Source organism: Azospirillum sp. B21 (assembly GCF_008364825.1).
In the GTDB taxonomy this organism is placed as follows: domain Bacteria; phylum Pseudomonadota; class Alphaproteobacteria; order Azospirillales; family Azospirillaceae; genus Azospirillum.
In genome coordinates, this window is record NZ_VTTO01000001.1 from 548,880 (window position 1) to 572,464 (window position 23,585).

At 68.7% G+C, this 23,585-nt stretch carries 18 protein-coding genes, 1 other RNA gene and 1 pseudogene; 19 read left to right on the forward strand and 1 reads right to left on the reverse strand.

The window, feature by feature from the left end; genetic code table 11:
- The first annotated feature begins 73 nt into the window (after positions 1–73).
- The 19 genes and pseudogenes from rnpB (at position 74) to lpxC (ending at position 22,591) form a co-directional block, all read left to right on the forward strand.
- An RNA gene (gene rnpB, locus FZ983_RS02605) (RNase P RNA component class A) lies at positions 74–475 on the forward strand.
- A 768-nt stretch (positions 476–1,243) separates the two neighbouring features.
- Positions 1,244–1,690: an MraZ family transcriptional regulator gene (locus FZ983_RS02610; RefSeq protein ID WP_244560839.1), complete on the forward strand. Its 447-nt coding sequence runs from the start codon at positions 1,244–1,246 to the stop codon at positions 1,688–1,690.
- Positions 1,690–2,664, forward strand: a complete 975-nt coding sequence (gene rsmH, locus FZ983_RS02615) for a 16S rRNA (cytosine(1402)-N(4))-methyltransferase RsmH (protein WP_149222048.1) — start codon at positions 1,690–1,692, stop codon at positions 2,662–2,664. Before FZ983_RS02610 ends, rsmH begins: the two co-directional genes overlap by 1 nt.
- Positions 2,661–3,476: a hypothetical protein gene (locus FZ983_RS02620; protein ID WP_149222049.1), complete on the forward strand. Its 816-nt coding sequence runs from the start codon at positions 2,661–2,663 to the stop codon at positions 3,474–3,476. Before rsmH ends, FZ983_RS02620 begins: the two co-directional genes overlap by 4 nt.
- Entirely contained in the window at positions 3,473–5,359 is a 1,887-nt protein-coding gene (locus FZ983_RS02625) for a penicillin-binding protein 2 (protein WP_149222050.1), read from the forward strand. The genes FZ983_RS02620 and FZ983_RS02625 overlap by 4 nt, the downstream gene beginning before the upstream one ends.
- A 13-nt stretch (positions 5,360–5,372) precedes the next feature.
- Positions 5,373–6,824 carry a UDP-N-acetylmuramoyl-L-alanyl-D-glutamate--2,6-diaminopimelate ligase gene (locus FZ983_RS02630; protein ID WP_282186987.1) on the forward strand — a complete coding sequence of 484 codons (1,452 nt, stop codon included), beginning with the start codon at positions 5,373–5,375 and terminating at the stop codon, positions 6,822–6,824.
- Positions 6,821–8,326 (forward strand): UDP-N-acetylmuramoylalanyl-D-glutamyl-2,6-diaminopimelate--D-alanyl-D-alanine ligase, encoded by a 1,506-nt coding sequence (locus tag FZ983_RS02635; RefSeq protein ID WP_149222052.1) that lies wholly within the window; start codon positions 6,821–6,823, stop codon positions 8,324–8,326. Before FZ983_RS02630 ends, FZ983_RS02635 begins: the two co-directional genes overlap by 4 nt.
- A gap of 9 nt (positions 8,327–8,335) precedes the next feature.
- Positions 8,336–9,421: a phospho-N-acetylmuramoyl-pentapeptide-transferase gene (mraY, locus tag FZ983_RS02640; protein WP_149222053.1), complete on the forward strand. Its 1,086-nt coding sequence runs from the start codon at positions 8,336–8,338 to the stop codon at positions 9,419–9,421.
- 14 nt (positions 9,422–9,435) lie between these two features.
- Complete coding sequence (gene murD / locus FZ983_RS02645) at positions 9,436–10,845, forward strand: UDP-N-acetylmuramoyl-L-alanine--D-glutamate ligase (RefSeq protein ID WP_149222054.1); 1,410 nt, start codon at positions 9,436–9,438, stop codon at positions 10,843–10,845.
- Positions 10,842–11,963, forward strand: a complete 1,122-nt coding sequence (locus tag FZ983_RS02650; protein WP_149222055.1) for a putative peptidoglycan glycosyltransferase FtsW — start codon at positions 10,842–10,844, stop codon at positions 11,961–11,963. Before murD ends, FZ983_RS02650 begins: the two co-directional genes overlap by 4 nt.
- Positions 11,960–13,201 (forward strand): undecaprenyldiphospho-muramoylpentapeptide beta-N-acetylglucosaminyltransferase, encoded by a 1,242-nt coding sequence (murG, locus tag FZ983_RS02655; RefSeq protein ID WP_149222056.1) that lies wholly within the window; start codon positions 11,960–11,962, stop codon positions 13,199–13,201. The genes FZ983_RS02650 and murG overlap by 4 nt, the downstream gene beginning before the upstream one ends.
- 59 nt (positions 13,202–13,260) lie before the next feature.
- On the forward strand, positions 13,261–13,446 hold the full coding sequence (locus tag FZ983_RS02660; RefSeq protein WP_236783611.1) for a hypothetical protein: 186 nt from the start codon (positions 13,261–13,263) through the stop codon (positions 13,444–13,446).
- A 7-nt stretch (positions 13,447–13,453) separates the two neighbouring features.
- A complete protein-coding gene (gene murC, locus FZ983_RS02665) occupies positions 13,454–14,872 on the forward strand; it encodes a UDP-N-acetylmuramate--L-alanine ligase (protein WP_149222058.1) in 1,419 nt (472 codons plus the stop codon).
- Between the two features lie 14 nt (positions 14,873–14,886).
- A pseudogene (gene murB / locus FZ983_RS02670) lies at positions 14,887–15,795 on the forward strand (UDP-N-acetylmuramate dehydrogenase); the annotation flags it as partial.
- A 134-nt stretch (positions 15,796–15,929) separates the two neighbouring features.
- Positions 15,930–16,889 (forward strand): D-alanine--D-alanine ligase, encoded by a 960-nt coding sequence (locus FZ983_RS02675; RefSeq protein WP_149222059.1) that lies wholly within the window; start codon positions 15,930–15,932, stop codon positions 16,887–16,889.
- The gene (locus FZ983_RS02680; protein ID WP_149222060.1) at positions 16,874–17,836 is read left to right on the forward strand and encodes an FtsQ-type POTRA domain-containing protein; all 963 of its coding nucleotides are present in this window, start codon (positions 16,874–16,876) and stop codon (positions 17,834–17,836) included. Before FZ983_RS02675 ends, FZ983_RS02680 begins: the two co-directional genes overlap by 16 nt.
- 98 nt (positions 17,837–17,934) lie before the next feature.
- A complete protein-coding gene (gene ftsA / locus FZ983_RS02685; RefSeq protein WP_149222448.1) occupies positions 17,935–19,209 on the forward strand; it encodes a cell division protein FtsA in 1,275 nt (424 codons plus the stop codon).
- A gap of 122 nt (positions 19,210–19,331) precedes the next feature.
- Positions 19,332–21,266, forward strand: coding sequence for a cell division protein FtsZ (ftsZ, locus tag FZ983_RS02690; protein WP_149222061.1), 1,935 nt, complete (start codon positions 19,332–19,334; stop codon positions 21,264–21,266).
- A gap of 389 nt (positions 21,267–21,655) precedes the next feature.
- Positions 21,656–22,591, forward strand: a complete 936-nt coding sequence (lpxC, locus tag FZ983_RS02695) for a UDP-3-O-acyl-N-acetylglucosamine deacetylase (RefSeq protein ID WP_247883541.1) — start codon at positions 21,656–21,658, stop codon at positions 22,589–22,591.
- A 442-nt stretch (positions 22,592–23,033) separates the two neighbouring features.
- On the opposite strand, the gene FZ983_RS02700 is transcribed toward lpxC, so the two are convergent.
- Positions 23,034–23,453 carry a bacteriohemerythrin gene (locus FZ983_RS02700; RefSeq protein ID WP_149222062.1) on the reverse strand — a complete coding sequence of 140 codons (420 nt, stop codon included), beginning with the start codon at positions 23,451–23,453 and terminating at the stop codon, positions 23,034–23,036.
- Positions 23,454–23,585: the final 132 nt, after the last annotated feature.

A 23,585-nucleotide genomic window follows, 5' to 3' on the forward strand; every position in this document is an offset into this window, starting at 1 on the left:
TCTTCCGATCGATCGAACCGCCGCTTGATTTGGGATTTGCCCCCACCGCCGCTTCCCTATATGAACGGTCGCGCCAGATGGCCGGATGGCCGCCTTCGGTTTCGACCGGGGGAGGAAAGTCCGGGCTCCACGGAAACACGGTGCCGGTTAACGGCCGGCGGGGGCGACCCTAGGGACAGTGCCACAGAAAGCAAACCGCCGGCGTTTCGACGCAGGTAAGGGTGAAAGGGTGCGGTAAGAGCGCACCGCGGACCCGGCAACGGGGACGGCACGGTAAACCCCACCGGGAGCAAGACCGAATAGGAGCGGCCCGACCACCGTCCCCGCAATGGGACGGGCGTGGGTCAAGCGCGTTTCCGCGCCGCCGCTCGGGTTGGTCGCGCGAGGCGTCCGGGCAACCGGCGTCCCAGACGAATGGCCATCGCCTGCCCTTCGGGGCGGGATACAGAACCCGGCTTACAGGCCATCTGGCGCTTTTCCCACACCATCGCCCATTCCATCCCAGTTCGGGCAGCCGACCGGGGCACATGATCCCATGGCGCCCCATGGCGGCACCCGTTTGCCCCCGCCTTGCCCCTTTCGGCGGGTCTGGATGGGACGGCATGGGCGGATGACAGCTTCATCCACAGGGCGGATGCGACCGCTCCTCTCTCCGCATGCCGCGGATTGCCGGGCTTTCCCGCAGCCATCCCCAGGATGTGCACGGCCCCATCCACATTTTCCCCAGACTAATCCACAGCCGGTGGATAACTGTGGGGCGAATTCCCATGCCGTCCCATGCCGGACCGCCCTTTCCCACCCAAGGTCCTATGCAGTCGGAGGGGGTCGATTCGACGGGGCAACAAACCATGGACCGGTCGCATTTTCTTAAAACTTTGGAACATTCAGAGAACTTATGTGGATAACTTTATCCACATCGGCAGAGTCCAGCGGAATACTGCGAAGATTCCGGAAATTCGTACACCAACTTGCGCAGATGCCACAGCCTGACCCGAAAGTCTTGACACCCCCGTCTGAATACTCGGGGGGCCGTTGACGCCCATGCCGTCCCATGCTATCCCAAGAATGCCCATTTAAGGGGGGCTCTTACCCATTCTGGTTAACACCGGGGGCGGGGGCTGAATGGGCCAAGCGGGGCTAGCGCGGAGCACCCGACCGCGCACGGGGGATAGCAGGGGGGATCGCCGGGCCTATGGCCGTTTTCCTGTCCACATACGTCAACAAGGTTGACAGGAAAGGGCGTGTGTCCATCCCGGCACAGTTCCGGCAGTCGCTTGCCAAGACGTCGGCTCCCAGCACCGTCTATCTCTGGCCCTCGCTGAACCACCAGGCGCTGGAAGGCGCCGACCAGGACTATCTCGACGTCCTCTCCGAAAGCCTCGAATCCCCTGACCTCGATGCCGACGAGCGCGACATGATCGAGACCTTCATCTTCGGAAAGCTGATCCCCGTCTCTTCCGACGCCGAAGGCCGCATCGTCCTGCCCAAGGAGCTGGCGGAATTCGCCGGCATCACCGAGGAGGCCGCCTTCATCGGCCGCCGCAAGACCTTCCAGATCTGGGAACCCGACGCTTTGAAAGCCCACGAGGCGGCGCTGCGCGAGCAGGTCGTGCGCAAGGACATCTCCCTCAGCCAGATCGTCGCCAAGGCCTCCCGCGGCGCCGCCGGCCGGAGCGGGGAGGGCGCGTGATGACCGATACCCCCATTCACATTCCCGTCCTGCTGGACGAGGTGATCGCGGCACTCGCCCCGCGCGACGGCGGCCTCTATGTCGACGGCACCTTCGGCGCCGGCGGCTACAGCCGCGCCCTGCTGCGGTCGGCGTCCTGCCGCGTGATCGGCATCGACCGCGACCCCGCCGCGATCGAGCGTGGCCGTGCGCTGGCCCAGGAATTCCCGGGCCGGCTGGAGGTGATCGAGGGCCGCTTCGGCGACATGGACAGGCTGCTGGCCGACCATGGCGTGACCTCCGTGGACGGCGTGGCGCTCGACGTCGGCGTCTCCTCCCCCCAGATCGACGAGCCGGAGCGCGGGTTCTCCTTCCGCTTCGACGGCCCGCTCGACATGCGGATGGGACGGGATGGGCCGACCGCCGCCGACGTGGTCAACACCGCCGACGAGGCGGAGTTGGCCGACATCATCTATCACCTGGGCGAGGAGCGGATGGCGCGCCGCGTCGCCCGCGCCATCGTCGCCGCCCGCCGCGAGGCGCCGATCGAGCGAACGGCGCGGCTGGCCGAGATCATCCGCTCCGTGGTGCCGAAGGGGAAGGGCGACGGGATCGACCCGGCGACCCGCAGCTTCCAGGCGCTGCGCATCCATGTGAACGACGAGTTGGGCGAATTGCGGCGCGGCCTGTCCGCCGCCGAGTCGCTGCTGGCGCCCGGCGGGCGTCTGGCCGTCGTCTCCTTCCATTCGCTGGAGGACCGCGAGGTCAAGGCGTTCCTGCGGGAACGCTCCTCGCCGCCGCCCTCCCCGTCCCGCCATACGCCCGTGACCGCGGTCGCGGCGCATCACCCATCCTTCCGCCTGCTCTCCCGGAAACCCGTGGACCCGAGCGAGGCCGAAGCCCGCAACAATCCCCGCGCCCGGTCCGCCCGGCTGCGCGCGGCTGAACGTACCGAGGCGCCCGCGTTCCCGGCGCCCGGCAAGGAGGCAGCATGAAAGGCAAGACCTGGCTGTTCTGGGGTGGCCTGATCGCGGCCGCCGGTGGCGTGCTGTTCCAGACCAGCTACGACGTCCAGGATCTGGAGGAAAAGCTCGCCGGGCTGAACCGCAAGATCATCCATGAGCAGGAGTCCATCCAGGTCCTGAAGGCCGAGTGGAGCTACCTGAACGATCCGTCCAAGCTGGAGCAGATGGCCCAAAGCTATCTGGCGCTGCAGCCGACGGAGCCGCGCCAGTATGTGGCGATGGATCTGATTCCCATGCGCCCGGCCGACGCCGTTCCGCCGCCTGCCCCTGCCCTGCCCGGCCAGCCCGGTGCCGCTCCGCTGCCGCCGATGGTCCGCGCGCCCGGCACCGGCACCTCTCAGGTCGCTTCCGCCCGCGTGCCCACCGTTCCCAACAACACCGCCGCCGGAATCGTTCCGGTCAGCGTGCCGGCGGCCGCGAAGCCGCTGCCGATGGACAAGGCGCTGGAACGCGCGGCGGTCGTCGTGCCGGCCTCCCTCCCGTCGGGCGGCGGCGTTGCCGATCCGGCTCCCCGCGTCAAGCCCTCCGCCCTGGTGCCGGGTGCGGCCCGCGCCCCGGTGGAGAAGACCCCTGAGAAGGCGGCGACCGACCGCGCCGCCGGCAAGCTCGCTCCGAACGCCCCGACCTCTCCCAACCGGGCGACAGAGGTGGCGACGCGGCCGGTGCCGCTGGCCGCATCTCCGGTTCCCGCGCCCAAGGCGGCGACGGCCCAGCAGCCCTACCAGCCCAAGCCGACCGACAGCCTGGGCCTGCTCGTCGCGCGTCTGGGGGCCAATCGATGAGCGGTTACGACCACGGCGGCCCGGCCGGTTACGGCCAGCCCGGCGGTGGCGGGGTGCCCGGCAGCCCGGGCAGCACCTATGTCCCGCCCCCGGCGCCCTCGCCTTACCAGCAACCGCCCCAGCAGCCGTCCGCCAGACCGCGGACGTCGCTGGCCGTCGCGCTGGAACAGAGCCGTTACCGTCTGCTGGTGACGGCTGCCGTGGTCACGACGGTCTTCACCGCCATCAGCGTCAAGCTGGCGATGGCGACCCTGTTCGCCGGCGGCGGCGAGCCGCGCCAGCATGTGGCGCTGGAAGTGGACAACACCACCACCAACCGGGCCGACATCGTCGACCGCAACGGCAACCTGCTGGCGACCTCGCTGGTCACCCAGTCGCTCTTCGCCGATCCCAAGCTGGTCTCGCGCCCGGAAGAGGCTGCGCAGAAGCTGGTCAGCGTCCTGCCGGAACTGGACTACAAGGATTTGGTGGGCAAGCTGAGCGGCGACCGCCGCTTCGTCTGGCTGAAGCGCAACCTGACGCCGAAGCAGCAGGCGGCCGTCCACCGGCTCGGCATTCCCGGCGTCGCCTTCGAGCGGGAGGAGCGCCGCTTCTATCCGGCCGGTCCGCTGGCCTCTCACGTGGTCGGCTTCACCGGCATCGACAACAACGGCCTTGCCGGCATGGAACAGGGCTTCAACAAGCGCCTGACCGAGGATCCCGGCACGCCGCTGCAGCTGTCTCTCGATCTGCGGTTGCAGCACGTCCTGAAGAAGGAATTGACGGCAACCGTGCAGGAGTTCAGCGCCATCGGCGCGGCCGGCATCGTCTTCGACGTCCGCACCGGCGAAGTCCTGGCGATGGTCTCGCTTCCCGATTTCGACCCGCAGGACCCGACCGGCCTCAACCCTGACACGCTGTTCAACCGGGCGACGCTCGGCGTGTACGAAATGGGTTCGACCTTCAAGATCTTCAACTCGGCATTGGCGTTCGACGCCGGCAGGATCCGCCCGTCGGACATGTTCGACGCCAAGAATCCGATCAAGATCGGCCGCTTCACCATCAACGACTACCACAGCCTGCATCGCGCCCTGACGGTGGCGGAAGTGTTCCAGCACTCCTCCAACCTCGGATCCGTGCGCATGGTGCAACAGGTGGGCATCGCTGCGCAGAAGGCCTTCATGACCAAGATGGGCTTCACCAAGCCCACCGGTCTGGAGCTGCCGGAAAGCGGTTGGCCGCTGGTGCCCAACCCGTGGCGCGAGGTCAACAGCTACACCATCTCCTTCGGCCACGGCATTTCGGTCAGCCCGATGCACACGGTGGCCGCCGCTGCGTCCGTCATCAACGGCGGCCTCTTCCACAAGCCGACGCTGCTGAAGCGCAATTCGGACGGCGAAATTCCGACCGAACAGGTGGTGTCGCGCCAGACCTCCGACCTGATGCGGCGCATGTTCCGCTTCGTGGTCACCGAAGGAACAGGCAAGTCGGCCGATGTAAAGGGCTATGTCGTCGGCGGCAAGACCGGCACGGCCGACAAGCAGAAGGGCCGGCATTACCAGAAGAACTCGCGCATGTCGTCGTTCCTGGGCGCCTTCCCCATGAATGATCCGCGCTATGTCGTCTATGTGCTGGTCGACGAGCCCAAGGCGACGGCCAAGACCTACGGCTATGCCACCGGCGGCTGGGTCGCCGCTCCGGCGGCCGGCCGCATCATCAAGCAGATCGGCCCGCTGCTGAACGTGCCGACGGTGGACGAGAGTTCGCCCGAGATCCTGAACTCCACCTTCCTGAACGCTGCCGGGTCCACCAACTGGCAGCAGTCCCTGCCTCCCGTCTCCGCCCCACCCCCGTCGAAGGGAAGCACCGTTGCGTCTTTCCCAACTCAGACCAAGCCGCGCTGACGCCACCGCCCGTGTGGCACACAATGTGGCAGGCCGTGTGGCCGACCCCGACATCGCCGGGCTGACCGCCGACAGCCGCGCGGTCAGGCCCGGCTTCGTCTTTGCCGCCCTGCCCGGCGTGAAGGCCGATGGCCGCGCCTTCATCGCCGACGCACTCGCCAAGGGCGCCGTCGCGGTGCTGGCGCCCGAGGGTACCGAACTTCCGCCCGCCTCCACCGCCGTCCTGCTGACCGATCCCCAGCCCCGCCTCGCCTTCGCGCGCATGGCCGCCGCCTTCCATGGCGGGCGCCAGCCGGAGACGGTGGTGGCGGTGACCGGCACCAACGGCAAGACCTCCACCGTGCAGTTCGCCGCCCAGATCTGGACGCGGCTCGGCCTGCCTGCCGCCAGCCTGGGCACGCTTGGGTTGCTCGGCCCCGGACTGCAGGGCTATGGCGGGATGACCACGCCCGACCCGGTGTCGCTCCACCGCGACCTCGCTGCCGCGGCGGAGGCCGGCATCGGCCATCTGGCGATGGAGGCGTCGAGCCACGGTCTGGAGCAGTTCCGGCTGGACGGCGTGGCGATCAAGGCCGCCGGCTTCACCAACCTGACGCTGGACCATCTGGATTACCACGGCACGATGGAGGCGTACCGCGACGCCAAGGCGATGCTGTTCGACCGCGTTCTGCCGCCGGGCGCCGTCGCGGTGCTGAACGCCGACTCTCCGGAATTTCAACATTTTGCCACCATTTGTAACCACCGTGGCCACCGTGTCCTGTCCTATGGTCTGGCCGGAGCCGAGCTTCGGGTGACCGGGGTGGAGCCGCTGGCCCATGGCCAGCGCCTCTCCCTCTCCGTGCTCGGCCGCGACGTGACGGTGGACCTGCCGCTGGCGGGTCGCTTCCAGGCCTGGAACGTGCTCTGCGCGCTAGGGCTGGTCATCGGATCCGGCGGAGACGCCGAGCGGGCGCTCGCCACCCTTTCCTCGCTGGAAGGCGTGCCGGGCCGGCTGCAGCATGTCGCGACCCACCCCAACGGGGCGACGGTCTACGTCGATTACGCCCACACGCCCGACGCGCTGGAAACGGTGCTGCGGGCGCTGAAACCGCATGCCGCGCGCCATCTGGTGGCGGTGTTCGGCTGCGGCGGCGACCGTGACCGCAGCAAGCGGCCGGTGATGGGAGCGCTGGGGGCCAGACTGGCCGACCGCGCCATCGTCACCGACGACAACCCGCGCACCGAGGATCCCGCCTTCGTGCGGGGTCAGGTGCTGGCCGGCGCCACCGGGGACCTGGCCGGAAAGCTGGAGGAGATCGGCGACCGGGCCGAGGCGATCCGCACCGCGGTACGGCAGCTTCAGCCCGGCGACGTCCTGGTCATCGCCGGCAAGGGCCACGAGCAGGGACAAACGATCGGCACCGAGGTGCGTCCGTTCGACGATGCGGACGAGGCCCGGAAAGCCGTAGCGGAGGTTGGAGCATGAGCGACGAGACGGATAAGGCGGTCCTTTGGACCGCGGGGGACGCGGCGGCCGCCACCGGCGGGCGTCTGGCGGGTCCGGCCGTCTGGACTGCCACCGGTGTCACCATCGACAGCCGCAAGGTGGCGCCGGGCGATCTGTTCGTCGCCATCCGCGGGCCGAATTTCGACGGGCACGCCTTCGTCGGCGCTGCGCTGGCCGCCGGTTCCGCGGCGGCGCTGGTCGACCATGTGCCGGATGGACTACCCGCAGATTTGCCGCTTCTGATAACCCCGGTCGACACGCTGGAGGCGATGGCGGCGCTGGGTGCCGTCGCGCGCGCCCGCTGCGGCGCGCGGATCGTCGGCGTCACCGGCTCCGTCGGCAAGACCGGCACCAAGGAGACGCTGCGCCACGTCCTGTCAGCGCAAGGGACGACCTACGCCACCGAAGGCAGCCTGAACAACCATTGGGGGGTGCCGCTGTCGCTCGCCCGCCTGCCGGAAGCCAGCGCCTATGGCGTGTTCGAGCTGGGGATGAACCACGCCGGCGAACTCGGCCCGCTGTCGCGGCAGGTCAAGCCGCATGTCGCCATCGTCACCACGGTGGAAGCGGCGCATCTGGAGTTCTTCTCCGGCGTCGAGGCGATCGCCGACGCCAAGGCCGAGATCTTCGAGGGGCTGGATGCCAACGGCGTCGCCGTGCTGAACCGCGACAACGGGCAGTATGCCCGGCTGGCCGCCGCCGCGCGCCGCCAGGGCCTGACCCGCATCTGGAGCTTCGGCGCCCATGAGGAGGCCGACGCCCGCCTGATCGACTGCTCGCTGCACGCCACCTGCAGCGCGGTGACCGCGGTCATCCGCGGCGAGCGGCTGCAATATTGCCTGTCGCAGCCCGGCCGGCACTGGGTGATGAACAGCCTCGCGGTGCTGCTGGCGGTGAAGGCGCTGGGCGCCGACGTCGCCGCGGCCGCCCGCTCTCTGTCCAGCCTGCAGCCGGTCAAGGGCCGCGGCACCCGCAAGCGGATCAAGCTGCCGCAGGGCGCCTTCACCCTGATCGACGAGAGCTACAACGCCAGCCCGGCCGCCATGGTGGCGACTCTGGAGGTTCTGGGCAAGATCGACCCCGGCGCCGGCGGCCGCCGCATCGCGGTGCTGGGCGACATGCGCGAGCTTGGCGACCGTGCCGACACGCTGCACATCGCATTGGCCGACCCGCTGCGCGCCGCGCAGGTCGACACCGTCTATGCCTGCGGCCAGCACATGAAGGCGCTGTTCGATCGTCTGCCGGATGCCATGCACGGCGCCTGGACCGAGACCAGCGTCGACCTGGCGCCCATCGTGACCGCGGCCGTAAAAGGCGGCGACGTTATCATGGTCAAGGGGTCATTGGGCAGTCGTACAGGTCTGGTCGTCGATGCGCTCGCGGCACTCGACAGCGGGCGCGAAAGCGAGGACAAAGCCGCCTCCCGAACCACCAACCAGCCGCAGGCGGCCACGCAAGGCCAGCAAGGCCCGCGAGGCTGACGGACACAAATGCTCTACAACCTCCTCTTCGGACTGGCCGACGTCTTCACGCCGTTCAACCTGTTCCGCTATCTGACCTTCCGCACCGGCGGCGCCGTGATCACGTCGCTGGTCATCAGCTTCGTGTTCTTTCCGCGCCTGATCGCCTGGCTGAAGCGCAAGCAGGGCGAAGGACAGCCCATCCGCGCCGACGGCCCGGAAAGCCACTTCAAGAAGAAGGGCACGCCCACCATGGGCGGCCTGATGATCCTGATCGCGATGACGGTCAGCACCCTGCTGTGGGGCGACCTGACCAACGCCTATGTATGGATCGTCCTGCTGGTGACCATCGGCTACGGTCTGATCGGCTTCGGCGACGATTACCTGAAGCTGACCAAGCGCAACACCAAGGGGCTGTCCGGCCGCTTCCGCCTGGGCTGGGAGATCGCCATCGGGCTGGTCGCCTCCGCGCTGATCATGTGGGTGTCGGCCCCGCCGCTGTCGGGCGGCGTCGCGGTGCCCTTCGTCAAGGATTTCCTGATCCAGCTGTCCTGGTTCTTCGTGCCCTTCGGCGCCTTCATCATGGTCGGCGCGTCGAACTCGGTGAACCTGACCGACGGTCTGGACGGGCTCGCCATCGTGCCGACGATGATCGCCGCCGGCTGCTTCGGCCTGATCTCCTACCTGTCGGGCAACGCGATCTTCGCCAACTACCTGCAGATCCACCATGTGCCGGGATCGGGCGAGCTGACCGTCTTCTGCGGCGCCCTGGTCGGCGCCGGGCTGGGCTTCCTCTGGTACAACGCGCCGCCGGCCATGGTCTTTATGGGCGACACCGGGTCGCTGTCGCTGGGCGGTGCGCTGGGTGCCGTCAGCGTGGTGACGAAGCACGAGATCGTGCTGGCCATCATCGGCGGCCTGTTCGTGCTGGAAACGGTGTCGGTGATCGTGCAGGTCGCGTCCTTCAAGCTGACCGGCAAGCGCGTGTTCCGCATGGCGCCGCTGCACCATCATTTCGAGAAGAAGGGCTGGGCCGAACCGACGGTGGTGATCCGCTTCTGGATCATCGCTTCGATCCTGGCGCTGGTCGGCCTGTCCACGCTGAAGCTGCGCTGAGGGGGGCCTAGGCGATGATCGACCTGTTCTATATGCAGGAGCTTCCCGTCGCAGTGATGGGGCTGGGCAAGTCCGGCCTCGCAACCGCCCGCGCGCTGCGCGACAGCGGGGCCGAGGTGCGGGTGTGGGACGACAACCCCGCCTCCCGCGCCGCGGCGGAGGCCGAGGGCTTCGCCGTCGTCGATCTCGCCACCGCCGACCTGTCGGACCTGACCACCATCGTCTGGTCGCCCGGCATCCCCCATACCTTCCCCAAGCCGCACCCGGTCGCCGAGCGCGCCCGGGCGATGGGGATCGAGGTGATCTGCGACATCGAGCTGCTGGGCCGGGCGGAGCGCGACTGCGCCTTCATCGGTATCACCGGCACCAACGGCAAGTCGACCACCACCACCCTGATCGGCCACATCATGGCCGCCGCCGGGCGCAAGGCCGCCGTGGGTGGCAATCTGGGCACGCCGGTGCTGACCTTCGACCCGATCGGGTCCGGCGGCACCTGCATCCTGGAGATGTCGAGCTACCAGTTGGAGCTGACCCACTCCATCACCTTCGACATCGCCGTCCTGCTGAACATCACGCCCGACCATCTCGCCCGCCATGGCGGGATGGAGGGCTACATCGCCGCCAAGAAGCTGATCTTCCATCGCCAGACCTGGCCGCGCACCGCGGTGATCGGGGTGGACGACGAGCATTGCCGGACGATCCACGCCGAGCTCGTGGCGGCCGGCGACCAGCGCATCTGGCCGGTCTCCGCCCTCGGGCCGGTCGCGGGTGGCGTCTATGCCGCCGACGGCTGGCTGGTCGACGACACCGACGGCGAGGCCGCCCGCGTGGTGGAGCTGTCCACCCTGCCCACCCTGCTCGGCACCCACAACTGGCAGAACGCCGCCGCGGCCTTCGCCGCCTGCAAGGCCGCCGGCCTGCCCGTGCCGGCCATCGTCGCGGCGATGGCGACCTTCCCCGGCCTTGCCCACCGACAGCAGCTGGTCGGCGAGGCGAACGGCGTGCGCTTCGTAAACGACAGCAAGGCGACCAACGCCGACGCGACGGAAAAGGCGCTGGCCACCTTCGACCCGATCTACTGGATCCTCGGCGGACAGGCCAAGGACACCGGGCTGAACGGGCTGGAGGGCTATATGGGCCGTGTCCGCCACGCCTTCCTGATCGGCGAGGCGCAGGAACAATTCGCCGCATGGCTTGACGCACAAGGCGTTGCTTATACACGCTGCGGGACGCTGGATATCGCAACCGCGAAGGCGGCCGGTCTGGCCCTGGCGGAACGGCTGGACGGCGCCTGCGTGCTGTTGTCGCCGGCCTGCGCGTCGTGGGACCAGTTCGCCAATTTCGAGAAGCGCGGCGAGGCCTTTGCGGCCTATGTCGCGGGCATACTCGGCGCGCGCGATGCGACGAGCGGGGGCGCTGCATGATCACCTTCGACCGTACCGACCAATCCATCTTCGGCCGCTGGTGGTGGACCGTCGACCGCTGGCAGCTGGGCGCCATCGCCCTGCTGATGTTTCTCGGCACGGTCCTGATCACCGCGGCCAGCCCGCCGGTCGCCGAGCGCATCGGCATCCAGGACACCTTCTATTTCGTCGAACGCCACCTGATGATGCTGATCCCGGCGATCATCATCATGGTCGGCGTCTCGCTGCTCAGTCCGCGCGGGGTGCGGCGGGTGGCGCTGGGCGTGTTCCTGTTCTCAGTGCTGCTGGTCTTCGCCACCCTGGTGGTGGGCATGGAGATCAAGGGCGCGCGGCGCTGGATCCATATCCCCGGCCTGTCGATCCAGCCGTCCGAGTTCGTCAAACCCGCCTTCGCGGTGGTGGCGGCGTGGCTGTTCTCGCTGTCGCGCACCAACCCCGGCTTTCCCGGCGCGCTGGTGTCGATCGTGCTCTACGGCATCACCGTGGCCGGCCTGATCCTGCAGCCCGACCTGGGCATGACCTTCGTCGTTTCCGCCGTGTGGTTCACCCAGTTCTTCCTGGCCGGGCTGAACCTGGTTCTGGTGATGGGGCTCGGCGGGCTGGGCGTGGTCGGGCTGATCGGCGCCTATTACACGCTGCCGCACGTCACCAGCCGCATCGACCGCTTTCTCGACCCGAACGCCGGCGACAACTATCAGGTCAACCGGTCGCTGGAGGCCTTCGCCAACGGCGGACTGATGGGCACCGGACCCGGCCAAGGCACGGTGAAGTTCTATCTGCCCGACAGCCACGCCGACTTCATCTTCGCCGTTGCCGGTGAGGAACTGGGGCTGATCTTCTGCCTCGGGTTGGTGGTGCTGTTCGCCTTTGTCGTCCTGCGCGGATTTGCGCGGGTCTTCAACGACAACAACTACTTCGTCCTGCTGGCGACCGCCGGTCTTCTGATCCAGTTCGGACTTCAGGCGGCGATCAATATGGGATCGTCCTTGCATCTTATGCCGACGAAGGGCATGACCCTGCCGTTCATTTCCTACGGCGGCTCCTCGCTGCTGGCACTCGGGTTCGGCATGGGCATGGTTCTGGCTTTGACACGCAAACGCTTCGGCCCCGCGGAATGAGGAGGCCGACGGATTTGGACCCCACCGCGCACAAGGTGATCGTGCTGGCCGCCGGCGGCACCGGCGGGCATATGTTCCCGGCCGAGGCGCTGGCGCGCGAGCTGCTGGCCCGCGGCCGCGCCGTGACGCTGGTCACCGACAAGCGCGGCCATGCCTTCGGCGACAATCTGCCGGAGGTGCCGGTCCACCGCATCCGCGCCGCCTCCCCCGGCGCCGGGATCGTCGGCAAGCTGAAGGCCGCCCTGCAGATGGGGCTGGGTCTGCTGGAGGCGCGCGCGCTGATGCGGCGGCTCGAACCCGCGGCGGTGGTCGGCTTCGGCGGCTATCCGTCCGTCCCCACCGTCTATGCCGCCATCCAGTCCAAGCTGCCGGCCCTGCTGCACGAACAGAACGCCGTCCTCGGCCGCGCCAACCGGATGCTGATCGCGGGCGCCCGCCGCATCGCCGTCGCCTTCCCCGGCATCGAGAAGCTGGGCGAGGCGCAGCGCGCCAAGGTCGTCCGCACCGGCAATCCGGTCCGCCCCGCCGTCGCCGCCCGCCGCCTGTCCCCCTACGAGGCGCCGCAGCCCGGCGGTCCCGTCCGCCTGCTGGTGATGGGCGGCAGCCAGGGTGCCCGCGTCTTTTCGGAGGTGATCCCCGCGGCGCTGGCCCTGCTGCCGGAGGATCTGCGCGCCCGCATCCATCTGGCGCAGCAATGCCGCGCGGAAGATCTGGAAGCCGCCCGCGACGCGCTGGAGCCGCTGGGCCTTGCCCGGCTGGAACTGCAGACCTTCTTCCGCGATGTGCCGGAACGGCTGGCCGCCTGCCATCTCGCCGTCACCCGTGCCGGGGCCTCCACCATCGCCGAGCTGACCTGCGTCGGCCGCCCGGCGATCCTGGTGCCCTACCCGCACGCCACCGACGACCACCAGACCGCCAACGCCCGCCATCTGGCGGAGGCCGGCGCCGCCTGGCTGGTGCCGCAGCCCGGCTTCACCGCAAGTTCACTGGCCGAGCGGCTATCCGCCCTGCTGGCCGACCCACAGGCACTCGCCACGGCGGCGCAGGCCGCCCATGGCTGGGGCACCGCCGACGCCGCGAGCGCCCTGGCCGACGCCGTTCTGGCGATGCTGGACGGCGGCATGCGCAAGCTCCACGGCGCCGATACCGGTTCCGACCCGATCAAGACCGACCACGACCGATCCCACAACGCCCGGCGGGCCGCCGCCGGCGCCAGCGCCAAGGGGGCCGCGGAATGATCAAAGCCAGGACTCTGACCCGACCGACGCCGCGACCGCTGCAGGACTGGCCGGCGGACATGACTCGGACCGAGGGCGGCTGGTACAACCGTCCGGGCTGTCCGCTGGTGCCGCGCTTCCTCGCCGAAGGCGGCTTTCTGCGGGACCGCCTGTCGATGATCCACGGATCGCAACCCCTTCCCAACGACCTGTCCGACGGGGCGGTCGACGCCACCCTTCGCCTGATGCTTCGCCGCGGAAAGTAAGCCTGACATGCGCGCCCTCCCCCTCTCGATCGGCACCATCCACTTCGTCGGCATCGGCGGCATCGGCATGAGCGGCATCGCCGAGGTTCTGCGGAACCTGGGCTATACCGTCCAGGGCTCCGACCTGGCCGAGAACGCCAACGTCAAGCGCCTGCGCGAACTGGGCATCAAGGTGTTCGTCGGCCATCGTGGCGAGAACATCGCCGGTGCGGCCGTGGTCGTCGTCTCCTCCGCCGTCAAGCGCGACAATCCGGAAGTGGTCGCCGCCCGCGCGGCCCTGGTGCCGGTGGTCCGCCGCGCCGAGATGCTGGGCGAACTGATGCGCCTGAAATGGGCCATCGCCATCGGCGGCACCCATGGCAAGACCACGACCACCTCGATGGTCGGCCATATGCTGGAGCACGCCAACCTCGACCCGACCGTCATCAACGGCGGCATCATCAACGCCTACGGCTCCAACACCCGGCTCGGCACCGGCGACTGGATGGTGGTGGAGGCGGACGAGAGCGACGGCACCTTCGTGAAGCTGCCGGCCTGCATCGCCGTCGTCACCAACATGGATCCGGAGCATCTGGACTTCTACGGCACCTTCGACAACGCGCGCGCCGCCTTCGACAGCTTCGTCCAGAACATCCCCTTCTACGGCTTCGCCGCGCTGTGCATCGACCATCCCGAGGTGCAGGCGATGATCCCCCGCGTGTCCGACCGCCGCATCGTCACCTACGGCTTCTCGCCGCAGGCCGACATCCGCGCGGTGAACGTGGAGCTGGGTCCCGAAGGCGCCAAGTACGACGTGCTGATCTACGACCGCCACAGCGGCGAGAGCCGCGCCATTGCCGGCGTGCGCCTGCCGATGTACGGGCCGCACAACGTCCAGAACTCGCTGGCCTGCTTCGCGGTCGGCAACGAGATGGGCCTTCCCGACGTGGTGATGCGCGACAGCATGGCCAAGTTCCAGGGCGTGAAGCGCCGCTTCACCAAGACCGGCGAGGCCAACGGCATCACCGTCATCGACGATTACGGCCACCACCCGGTGGAGATCGCCGCCGTGCTGAAGGCGGCGCGCACCGCCGGCACCGGCCGCACCATCGCCGTGGTCCAGCCGCACCGCTATTCGCGCCTCGCCGCCCTGTTCGAGGAGTTCTGCACCTGCTTCAACGACGCCGACGCCGTGATCGTCGCCGACGTCTATGCCGCCGGTGAGGCGCCGATCGAGGGCGTCAGCCGCGACAGCCTGGTGGAGGGCCTGCGCATGCACGGCCACCGCCATGTCGTGGCCCTGCACAACCAGCAGGAGCTGGCCCAGGTGGTGCGTGAGATGGCCAAGCCCGGCGACTTCGTCGTCTGCCTGGGCGCCGGCAACATCACCCAGTGGGCGAATGCCCTGCCGGGCGAGCTGTCGTCCCTCTACGGCGCGACCCGATGACGGCGGCGCCGCGCATGAGCCTCCCTGACGGCCATCTGATCCAACGGATGCCCGCGGTGCGCGGCCGGCTGTCCGCCGACGCCCCGCTGGCGCCGGTGACGTGGTTCCGCGTCGGCGGGCCGGCGGAGGTGATGTTCCGCCCGGCCGATGCAGACGACCTCGCCGACTTCCTGGCGGCCCTGCCCGCCGAGGTGCCGGTGACGGTGATCGGCGTCGCCTCCAACCTGCTGGTGCGGGACGGCGGCGTGCCGGGTGTCACCATCCGGCTCGGCCGCGGCTTCACCGACATCCTGGCGGATGGGATGACGCTGACCGCCGGTGCGGCGGCGCTCGACCTCAACGTCGCCATGGTCGCCCGAGACGCGGGCATCGCTGGGCTGGAGTTCCTGTCGGGCATTCCCGGCACCATCGGCGGCGCCTTGCGCATGAACGGCGGCGCCTATGGCCGCGAGCTGGCCGACGTGCTGGTCTCAGCCACCGCGGTCGCGCGCGACGGCCGGCGGCTGGAGTTCAGCCATGCCGGCATGGGATTCACCTACCGCCACAGTGCCGCACCGGAGGATTGCATCTTCACCGGCGCCGTTCTGCGCGGCGAGCCCGGCAACCCGCTGGAGATCGCGCGGCGCATGGCCGAGATCTCCGACAAGCGGGCCGACAGCCAGCCCGTCCGCTCGCGCACCGGCGGCTCGACCTTCAAGAATCCTGAAGGTCACAAGGCCTGGGAGCTGATCGACAAGGCCGGCTGCCGCGGCCTGTCCATCGGCGACGCCCAGGTGTCGGAAAAGCACTGCAACTTCCTGATCAACAACGGCACGGCCACCGCCGCCCAGCTGGAAGCGCTGGGCGAGGAGGTCCGCCGCCGCGTGTTCGAGACCAGCGGCGTAACGCTGGAGTGGGAAATCAAGCGGATCGGCGTGGAGCTTTCCCCTTCTCCCCCCCGGGGAGAAGGTCGGGATGAGGGGGTTCGGCGCCAGCCGAACGCTCCGGCCGGCGGTTCCCCCTCACCCCAACCCTCTCCCCGGGGGGGAGAGGGAGAGACGGCCGACGGAGGCCACGCATGACCGAAGCCCTGCTCCACGCCCACAAGAAGCATGTCGCCGTCCTGATGGGCGGCTGGTCGGCCGAGCGCGAGGTGTCGCTGGTCAGCGGCGCCGGCGTCGCCAAGGCGCTGGAAGAGGAAGGCTACCGCGTCACCGCCATCGACGTGCAGCGCGACCTGGGCGGGCTGATGCACGCCCTGACCAACCCGCGCCCCGACGTGGTGTTCAACGCCCTGCACGGCCGCGGCGGCGAGGACGGGACGATCCAGGGCGTGCTGGAGTTCCTGGGCCTGCCCTACACCCATTCCGGCGTCCAGGCCGCCGCCATCGCCATGGACAAGGCGATGACCAAGCGCGTGCTGGACACCGTCGGCATCCGCTCCCCCAAAGGAATGGTGCTCTCCCGTGGCGAGATCACCGGCGGTACCCACCCCATGCCGGCGCCCTATATCGTCAAGCCTGTGGACGAAGGCTCGACCGTTGGCGTAACCCTGGTCCGCGAGGGGCAGAACAGCCCGGTCGGCGACGATAGCTTCTTCGGGGGGGCCTTTGGGGAGCGCGTGCTGGTCGAGGAGTTCATCCCCGGTCGCGAGCTGACCGTGGGCGTCATGGGTGACCGCGCTTTGGCGGTGACCGAGATCGTCTTCCAGGCTCAGGTCTACGACTACACCGCGAAATACAGCGCCGGCCATGCCGTCCACACCATCCCCGCCGCGATCCCCGAGGCCGTGGCGGAGGAGGCGAAGCGGCTGGCGGTGCTGGCGCACCACACCCTGGGCTGCCGGGGTGTCTCGCGCAGCGACTTCCGCTGGGATGACGGCCGGCCGGGAACCGACGGGCTGTACTTCCTGGAGATCAACAACCAGCCGGGCATGACGCCCCTGTCGCTGGTGCCCGAACAGGCGGCGCATGTGGGAATTTCCTACGGCGCGCTGGTCGGCTGGCTCGTGGAGAATGCCGCATGTCAGCTCGCCTGATGGCCGATCCGGACTTCCGCGCCGCCGCCGCCGGTGCGCGCGCCCGGGACGAGATGCCGACCCCGCCGCGCGCCATGGCCGCGTCGGCGCAGAAAGGCAAGCGCCGCCGCGCCTGGCCGCGCTGGACCCGCTCGGCCGTCAAGGCGGCGCTGATCCTGGTCCCGGTGCTGGGTCTGACCGCTGCCGCCGGTTCGACCTGGAAGCGCGGCACCCTGGCCGACACGCTTGAGGCAGCCCGCGAAAGCGTCATCCAGACCACCGGCGACCTGGGCTTCCGCCTGTCGGAGATCCTGGTGGTCGGCCGCAGCGAGACGGAACGCGACGCCGTGCTCGACGCGCTGGGCGTGCGTCGGGGCGAGCCGATCCTGTCTATCGACCTCGCCGAGGCCAAGCAGCGGCTTGAAGAGCTTCCCTGGGTTTCATCGGCCTCCATCGAGCGCCGGCTGCCCGGCTTCCTCTACATCCGCCTGTCGGAACGCCAGCCGATGGCGATCTGGCAGCATGAGCGGCAGTTCACCGTCATCGACCGCGCCGGCCGTCCGCTGGCCGACGCGGCGGAACTGGCGCGCCGCGGCAACCAGCGCATCGACACGCTGCCCCAGGTGATCGGCGCCAACGCCCCGCAGCAGGTCCACACCCTGCTGTCGGCGCTGGACAGCGCCCCCACCGTGGCCCCGCTGCTGTCCTCGGCCAGCTGGATCAGCGACCGGCGCTGGAACCTGCAACTCAGCAACGGCGTGACGGTGAAGCTGCCGGAAGGCACCGCGGAGATGCGCCGCGCGCTCCTGCAGCTGGAGCAGATGCATACGGCCAGCCATGTGCTGGACCGCGACATCGTCGCCATCGACCTGCGGCTGCCCGGCCGCGCCGCGATCCAGACCTCCGCCACCGCCCAGCTTCCGGGCTGGGAGGATGAGTCGAAGAAGAAGAACGGCAAGAAATCATAGGACGCACCGGCGGCAGGCTCTTGTCGGGAAACCCTTGTGGGAAAGAGCTTATCGCCGGCAGACAGGGGTAGAGGGGAAGTTTGGGGGGCATGTTCGGGATGGGATTCAACGGCGCCAAGAAGCCGAAGCGGCCGGCCCGTGGCGGAATCGTCACGGCGCTGGACGTCGGCTCGACGAAGGTGTGCTGCGTCATCGCGCGGATGGAGGAGCCCGGCTCCCTTCGCGTGATCGGCGTCGGCCACCAGATCGCCACGGGCATCCGCGCCGGAACCATCATCGACATGGAGGCGGCGGAAACCTCGATCGGTGCCGCCGTGCATGCCGCCGAACAGATGGCCGGCGAGACGGTGCACGACGTCGTCGTCAACCTGTCGATGGGCCAGCCGCGTTCCCACGCCTTCACCGCCACGGTCCCCGTCTCCGGCCAGGAGGTGACGGAGGGCGACATCCGCCGCGCCATGGCCCATGCCCGCACCCTGCAGGCCGGCCCCGATCAGGCGCTGATCCACACCATTCCGCTGGGCTTCAGCCTGGACGGCAGCCGCGGCATCCGCGATCCCAAGGGGATGAGCGGCCATTCGCTGGGCGCCCAGCTGCATGTCGTCACCGCCGCGGCCGGCGCCATCCGCACGCTGCACGCCTGCATCGCCCGCTGCCACCTGAACATCGAATCCATCGTGGTCAGCCCCTTCGCCTCCGGCCTCGCCTGTCTGGTGGAGGACGAGATGGAGATGGGCGCGGCCTGCGTCGACATCGGCGGCGGCGGCACGACAATCTCGATCTTCTCCGAAGGCAATCTGGTCTGGACCGGCTTCGTGCCCTTGGGCGGCCGGCATGTCACCAACGACATCGCCCACGGGCTGACCACGCCGCTGGTCCATGCCGAACGGCTGAAGGTGCTCTACGGCAGCGCCCGGGTGAACCCGGCCGACGAGCGCGAGATGATCGAGGTGCCGCAGATCGGTGAGGACGAGCGCAGCGGCAGCGGCACCGCCAGCCACCCGCGCTCCTTCCTGGTCAGCATCATCCAGGCGCGGATGGAAGAGATCTTCGAAGAGGTGCGCAGCGCCATCGAGCAGTCGGGCCATTCCCGGCTGGTCGGCCGGCGCGTCGTGCTGACCGGCGGCGCCAGCCAGCTGCCCAACACGCGCGACATGGCCGCCCCCATTCTGGACAAGCAGGTCCGCATCGCCCGCCCGACCCGGATCGCCGGCCTCAACGAGGCCCATGGCGGCCCGGCCTTCGCGACGGTCGCGGGCCTTCTCCTACACGCCGTCCGCAACCCGACGGAGCTGATGGTGACCGGCCACGAGGCGGTCGCGTCAACCGGGCTCATCGGCCGCGTCGGCCTGTGGCTGCGGGAGAATCTGTAGATGATCCTTCCCGCCGCCATCCACCGATTCCCGAACGGACAGACACCGGACACAACCGGGCACCGGTCGCGGCATATCAAACATCAAACCCAACGAAAACAGGTTGTGGAGGCCTGAACAGCATGATCAACGTGACCATCCCCCAGATCGAGCCCGAACTGAAGCCGCGCATCACCGTGTTCGGCGTCGGCGGCGCCGGCGGCAACGCCGTCAACAACATGATCAAGTCGAATCTGGAAGGCGTGGACTTCGTCGTCGGCAACACCGACGCGCAGGCGCTGAAGGGTTCCTTGTGCGAGAAGCGCATCCAGCTGGGCACCGGCACCACCCGCGGCCTCGGCGCCGGCTCCAAGCCGGATGTCGGCCGTGCGTCGGCCGAGGAGCAGATCGACGAGATCGTCCAGTATCTCGAAGGCTCCAACATGGTGTTCATCACCGCCGGCATGGGCGGCGGCACCGGCACCGGTGCGGCACCGGTCATCGCGCGCGCCGCCCGCGAGCGCGGCATCCTGACCGTCGGCGTCGTCACCAAGCCCTTCCATTTCGAGGGCGGTCACCGCATGCGGCTGGCCGAGGGCGGCATCGCCGAGCTGCAGCAGTATGTCGATACCCTGATCATCATCCCGAACCAGAACCTGTTCCGCATCGCCAACGAGAAGACGACCTTCGCGGACGCTTTCAAGATGGCCGACGACGTTCTGCATTCGGGCGTGCGCGGCGTCACCGACCTGATGGTGATGCCCGGCCTGATCAACCTGGATTTCGCCGACATCCGGTCCGTCATGACCGAGATGGGCAAGGCGATGATGGGCACCGGCGAGGCCGGCGGCGAGCGCCGCGCCATCGAGGCCGCCGAGGCCGCCATCTCCAACCCGCTGCTGGACGACGTGTCGATGAAGGGTGCCCGCGGCGTCCTCATCAACATCACCGGCGGCTACGACATGACCCTGTTCGAGGTCGACGAGGCCGCCAACCGCGTCCGTGACGAGGTCGACCCCGATGCCAACATCATCTTCGGCTCGACCTTCGACAGCTCGCTGGACGGCGTGATGCGCGTGTCGGTCGTCGCCACCGGCATCGACGCCGCGGCGATGAGCAACCCGCGCACCCTGCACCCGGTCAACCTGTCGCTGGTCGGCGACCGCGCCAAGAAGCCGGGCGCTCCCGGCAATCTGACCGGCGCGCCGGTCGCCCCGGCCGGTGCCCCCGGTTCGCCCATCCCCAGCGCCGCCATCGGCCTGCGGACTCCGCAGCCGGTGACCGCCGGTGCCGCCGCGATCCAGCACGACCCGGCCCAGCAGCACGCCCCCCAACAGCATGAGGCGCCGAAGCCGGCCGCCGGTCCGTTGCATGGCGAGAACCAGGGCGGCCATTTCTTCGCGCCGAAGCCGGCCGATGCCGGTCCGCGCCAGCCGGTGACCGTCGGCGCCGCCCCGCTGTCCGCTCCCCAGCCGCAGCAGCCCGCTGTCCATCAGCAGGCCCCGCAGGCTCACCAGCAGCCGCAGCAGCAACAGCCGCAGCAGCCGGTCTCCCACCAGCAGGCCCCGCAGGCCCACCAGCATCACCATCACGCCGCCCCGCAGGCTCACCAGCCGCATCCGGGCGGCCTGTCGGTCGGCCCGGCTCCGGCGCAGGCGCCCGCTCCGGAGCCGGCGCCCGCCCGCAAAGGGAACTTCCTGTTCGGTCTGGTGACCGGACTCGGCCGCAAGTCGGAACCGGCGCACCCGCCGGCCCCGCAGCCCGCGCCGCAGGCCTACCAGCCGCAGCCGGCCCCGCAGCAGTACCAGCCGGCCCCGCAGGGCTATCCGCAGCAGCAGCCGGCCTACCCGCAGCAGCCGCAGGCGCCCCAGGCCTATCAGCCGGCTCCGTCCTACCCGACCGCTCCGCAGCAGGCTCCGGTGTATCCGCAGCAGCAGGCGGCGCCGCAGCAGGCCCCGCAGGCGCCCAGCTATCCGGCCGCTCCGCAGCAGATGGCCCCGGCCCCCCGCGCCGATGCCAAGCCGGGTGAGCAGGAGGAGCTGGACATCCCGGCGTTCCTGCGCCGTCAGGCCAACTGAGCGCCCACCGTTCCGGACCGCCGCGGCCTTTTCCGCGGCGGTCGGCCGATCCCGGCGAAAGCCGGAGATAACCGCCGTCGCCGCAGCCTCCTAATCGCGGTGCCGGCGGCTCCACAACCTGACCGAACCTCTCGGACCCCGGGACGCCTCCGCGCGTTTCCGGGGATTTTTTGTTGCGTCACTATTGTGCGTATAGCCGATTGCTTGCAAATCGCGCCTCTTTTGCCCTGCAACAAACGGTAACAATGAGTGATTTGCCGATTTCCGAGCCCGAGTGTTACCTATCAGCATGGTCGAAAGCGAAAGCCGCCGACGCGATGATCTCCCAAGATCATTCGGCGCGGCATCGCCGGGAACCTCCCCTTCATGACCAAGATGGAAAAGACATCGTGGCCAACAATCGCAGCAACGCGGACGGCATGTTCCAGCAGACCCTGAAGAAGTCGGTGACCATCGCCGGCGTCGGTCTGCATTCGGGCGTCATCGTCACGCTGACGATTTCCCCGGCCGATGCGAATTCCGGGATCACCTTCCATCGCACCGACATCCGTGGTGCCGCCGCTGTCATTCCGGCGCGCTGGGACACGGTGGTCGACACCCGTCTGTGCACCGTGATCGGTAACGACCATGGCACCACCGTCGGCACGATTGAGCATCTGATGTCCGCGCTGGCCGGCTGCGGCATCGACAATGCCGTCGTTTCGCTGGACGGCATCGAGGTGCCGATCATGGACGGCAGCGCCGCCCCCTTCGTCGCCGCCATCGAGCAGGCCGGCATCGCCGTGCAGAAGGCCCCGCGCCGCGTCATCCGCATCCTGAAACCGGTCGTCATCGGCGACGGTGTGAAGAGTGCGTCCTTCACCCCCGACGTCGCGACCACCTACAGCTTCGAGATCGACTTCGACAGCGCCGCCATCTCCCGTCAGGCGCATGCGCTGGAGATTGACACCGACAGCTTCAAGGACGAGATCAGCCGCGCCCGTACCTTCGGCTTCCTGCATGAGGTCGAGGGGCTGCGCAAGATGGGCCTCGCCCGCGGCGGCTCGCTGGACAACGCAGTGGTCATCTCCGGCGACACGGTGATGAACGCCGAGGGCCTGCGCTTCAGTGACGAGTTCGTGCGCCACAAGATCCTGGACGCTGTTGGCGATCTGTATCTGGCCGGTGCGCCCATTGTCGGGCACTTCCACGGCGTGCGCTCCGGCCATGCCCTGAACAACCAGTTGCTGCGCGCCCTGTTCGCCGACCGCAGCGCCTGGCGCTATGAGACGGCGGTGTCGCTGCCGGTCGCGCGCCGCGGCCTGGAGCAGCTGGCGGTCGCCTGACCACAGCCTGTTTTCGATTGGGCCGTTTTCGATTGGGTTTGCCCCTGCCCTCCCCTCTCGGGGAGGGCTTTTTCTTTGCGCGAACTCCCCTCCCCTGCCGTCGGTAAGAGTCGTGCAAAAGAAAAAGCGCCCTCCCCTCTCGGATTGGGCGCTCACTGCATTTTCGTGCCAGTTTGCAATTTTCTGAACTATTTCAGCATTTTAGGTAATTTTCTTCAGATACCGCTTCGAGAGCGCTTGCGTTAAGCCCCTCTCCCCTTGCGGGGCGGGATCGGCCAAACGCCAACGGCGTTTTGCCGATCCGCGGGTTGGGGTGAGGGGTTGCAAGCCTGATTCCCACCGACCTTCGGTCGGCAGCACCCCTCATCCCATCCCTTCTCCCGCAAGGGGAGAAGGGCTACTGGCAAGCAATGGTCCCGACCAGATAGAAAGTTCTTCTCCCCTACCCCGCGACCGCCAGTTCCGCTTCGCTGCCGGCATATTCGCCGAAGCGGGTGTCTTCCTTCAGAATGTGCTTGCCGAGCCAATCGGAGCAGAACAGGAAAACCTCCTCGCCACTGATGCTGCCGCCGTTGGCGCGGAAGTCGTCGCGGTAGCTTTCGACCTGACGGGTCAGATTGTCGTGCAGAGCCTTGTGTGCGGCGAAGGTCGGGTAGTTCAGGCGCTGCATTTGCGCCTCCTCCTCCGCAAAATGGTGGCGGGTATAGGCGATCAGTTCGTCCAGGATCGCTTCGATCAGGGCGGGATCCTGGCGATTGGCATCGTCATACAGCTTGTTGACGATGGCGATCAGGACGCGGTGATCCTCGTCCAGAGCGTCGTTGCCGACGCTCATCCAGCGCGACCACTGAATTGGCTCCATGGCGTTTCCTTCATCCCCCTTCGTTGGGTGCCGGGCAGGCGGGTGCGGGCGTTGGCCACCCGTCGACCCCGCCCTGATCCAGGGTCGGGCCGCCTGCTTGGCATTGTTTCGCTTCTGACCATAAGCGTTGTC

Coding starts and splice junctions, on each gene's coding strand:
- rsmH (WP_149222048.1), top strand. CDS start 1,690: ATGACCGATACCCCCATTCACATTCCCGTCCTGCTGGACGAGGTGATC.
- FZ983_RS02620 (WP_149222049.1), top strand. CDS start 2,661: ATGAAAGGCAAGACCTGGCTGTTCTGGGGTGGCCTGATCGCGGCCGCC.
- FZ983_RS02625 (WP_149222050.1), top strand. CDS start 3,473: ATGAGCGGTTACGACCACGGCGGCCCGGCCGGTTACGGCCAGCCCGGC.
- FZ983_RS02635 (WP_149222052.1), top strand. CDS start 6,821: ATGAGCGACGAGACGGATAAGGCGGTCCTTTGGACCGCGGGGGACGCG.
- mraY (WP_149222053.1), top strand. CDS start 8,336: ATGCTCTACAACCTCCTCTTCGGACTGGCCGACGTCTTCACGCCGTTC.
- murD (WP_149222054.1), top strand. CDS start 9,436: ATGATCGACCTGTTCTATATGCAGGAGCTTCCCGTCGCAGTGATGGGG.
- FZ983_RS02650 (WP_149222055.1), top strand. CDS start 10,842: ATGATCACCTTCGACCGTACCGACCAATCCATCTTCGGCCGCTGGTGG.
- murG (WP_149222056.1), top strand. CDS start 11,960: ATGAGGAGGCCGACGGATTTGGACCCCACCGCGCACAAGGTGATCGTG.
- FZ983_RS02660 (WP_236783611.1), top strand. CDS start 13,261: ATGACTCGGACCGAGGGCGGCTGGTACAACCGTCCGGGCTGTCCGCTG.
- murC (WP_149222058.1), top strand. CDS start 13,454: ATGCGCGCCCTCCCCCTCTCGATCGGCACCATCCACTTCGTCGGCATC.
- FZ983_RS02675 (WP_149222059.1), top strand. CDS start 15,930: ATGACCGAAGCCCTGCTCCACGCCCACAAGAAGCATGTCGCCGTCCTG.
- FZ983_RS02680 (WP_149222060.1), top strand. CDS start 16,874: ATGTCAGCTCGCCTGATGGCCGATCCGGACTTCCGCGCCGCCGCCGCC.
- ftsA (WP_149222448.1), top strand. CDS start 17,935: ATGGGATTCAACGGCGCCAAGAAGCCGAAGCGGCCGGCCCGTGGCGGA.
- ftsZ (WP_149222061.1), top strand. CDS start 19,332: ATGATCAACGTGACCATCCCCCAGATCGAGCCCGAACTGAAGCCGCGC.
- FZ983_RS02700 (WP_149222062.1), bottom strand. CDS start 23,453: ATGGAGCCAATTCAGTGGTCGCGCTGGATGAGCGTCGGCAACGACGCT.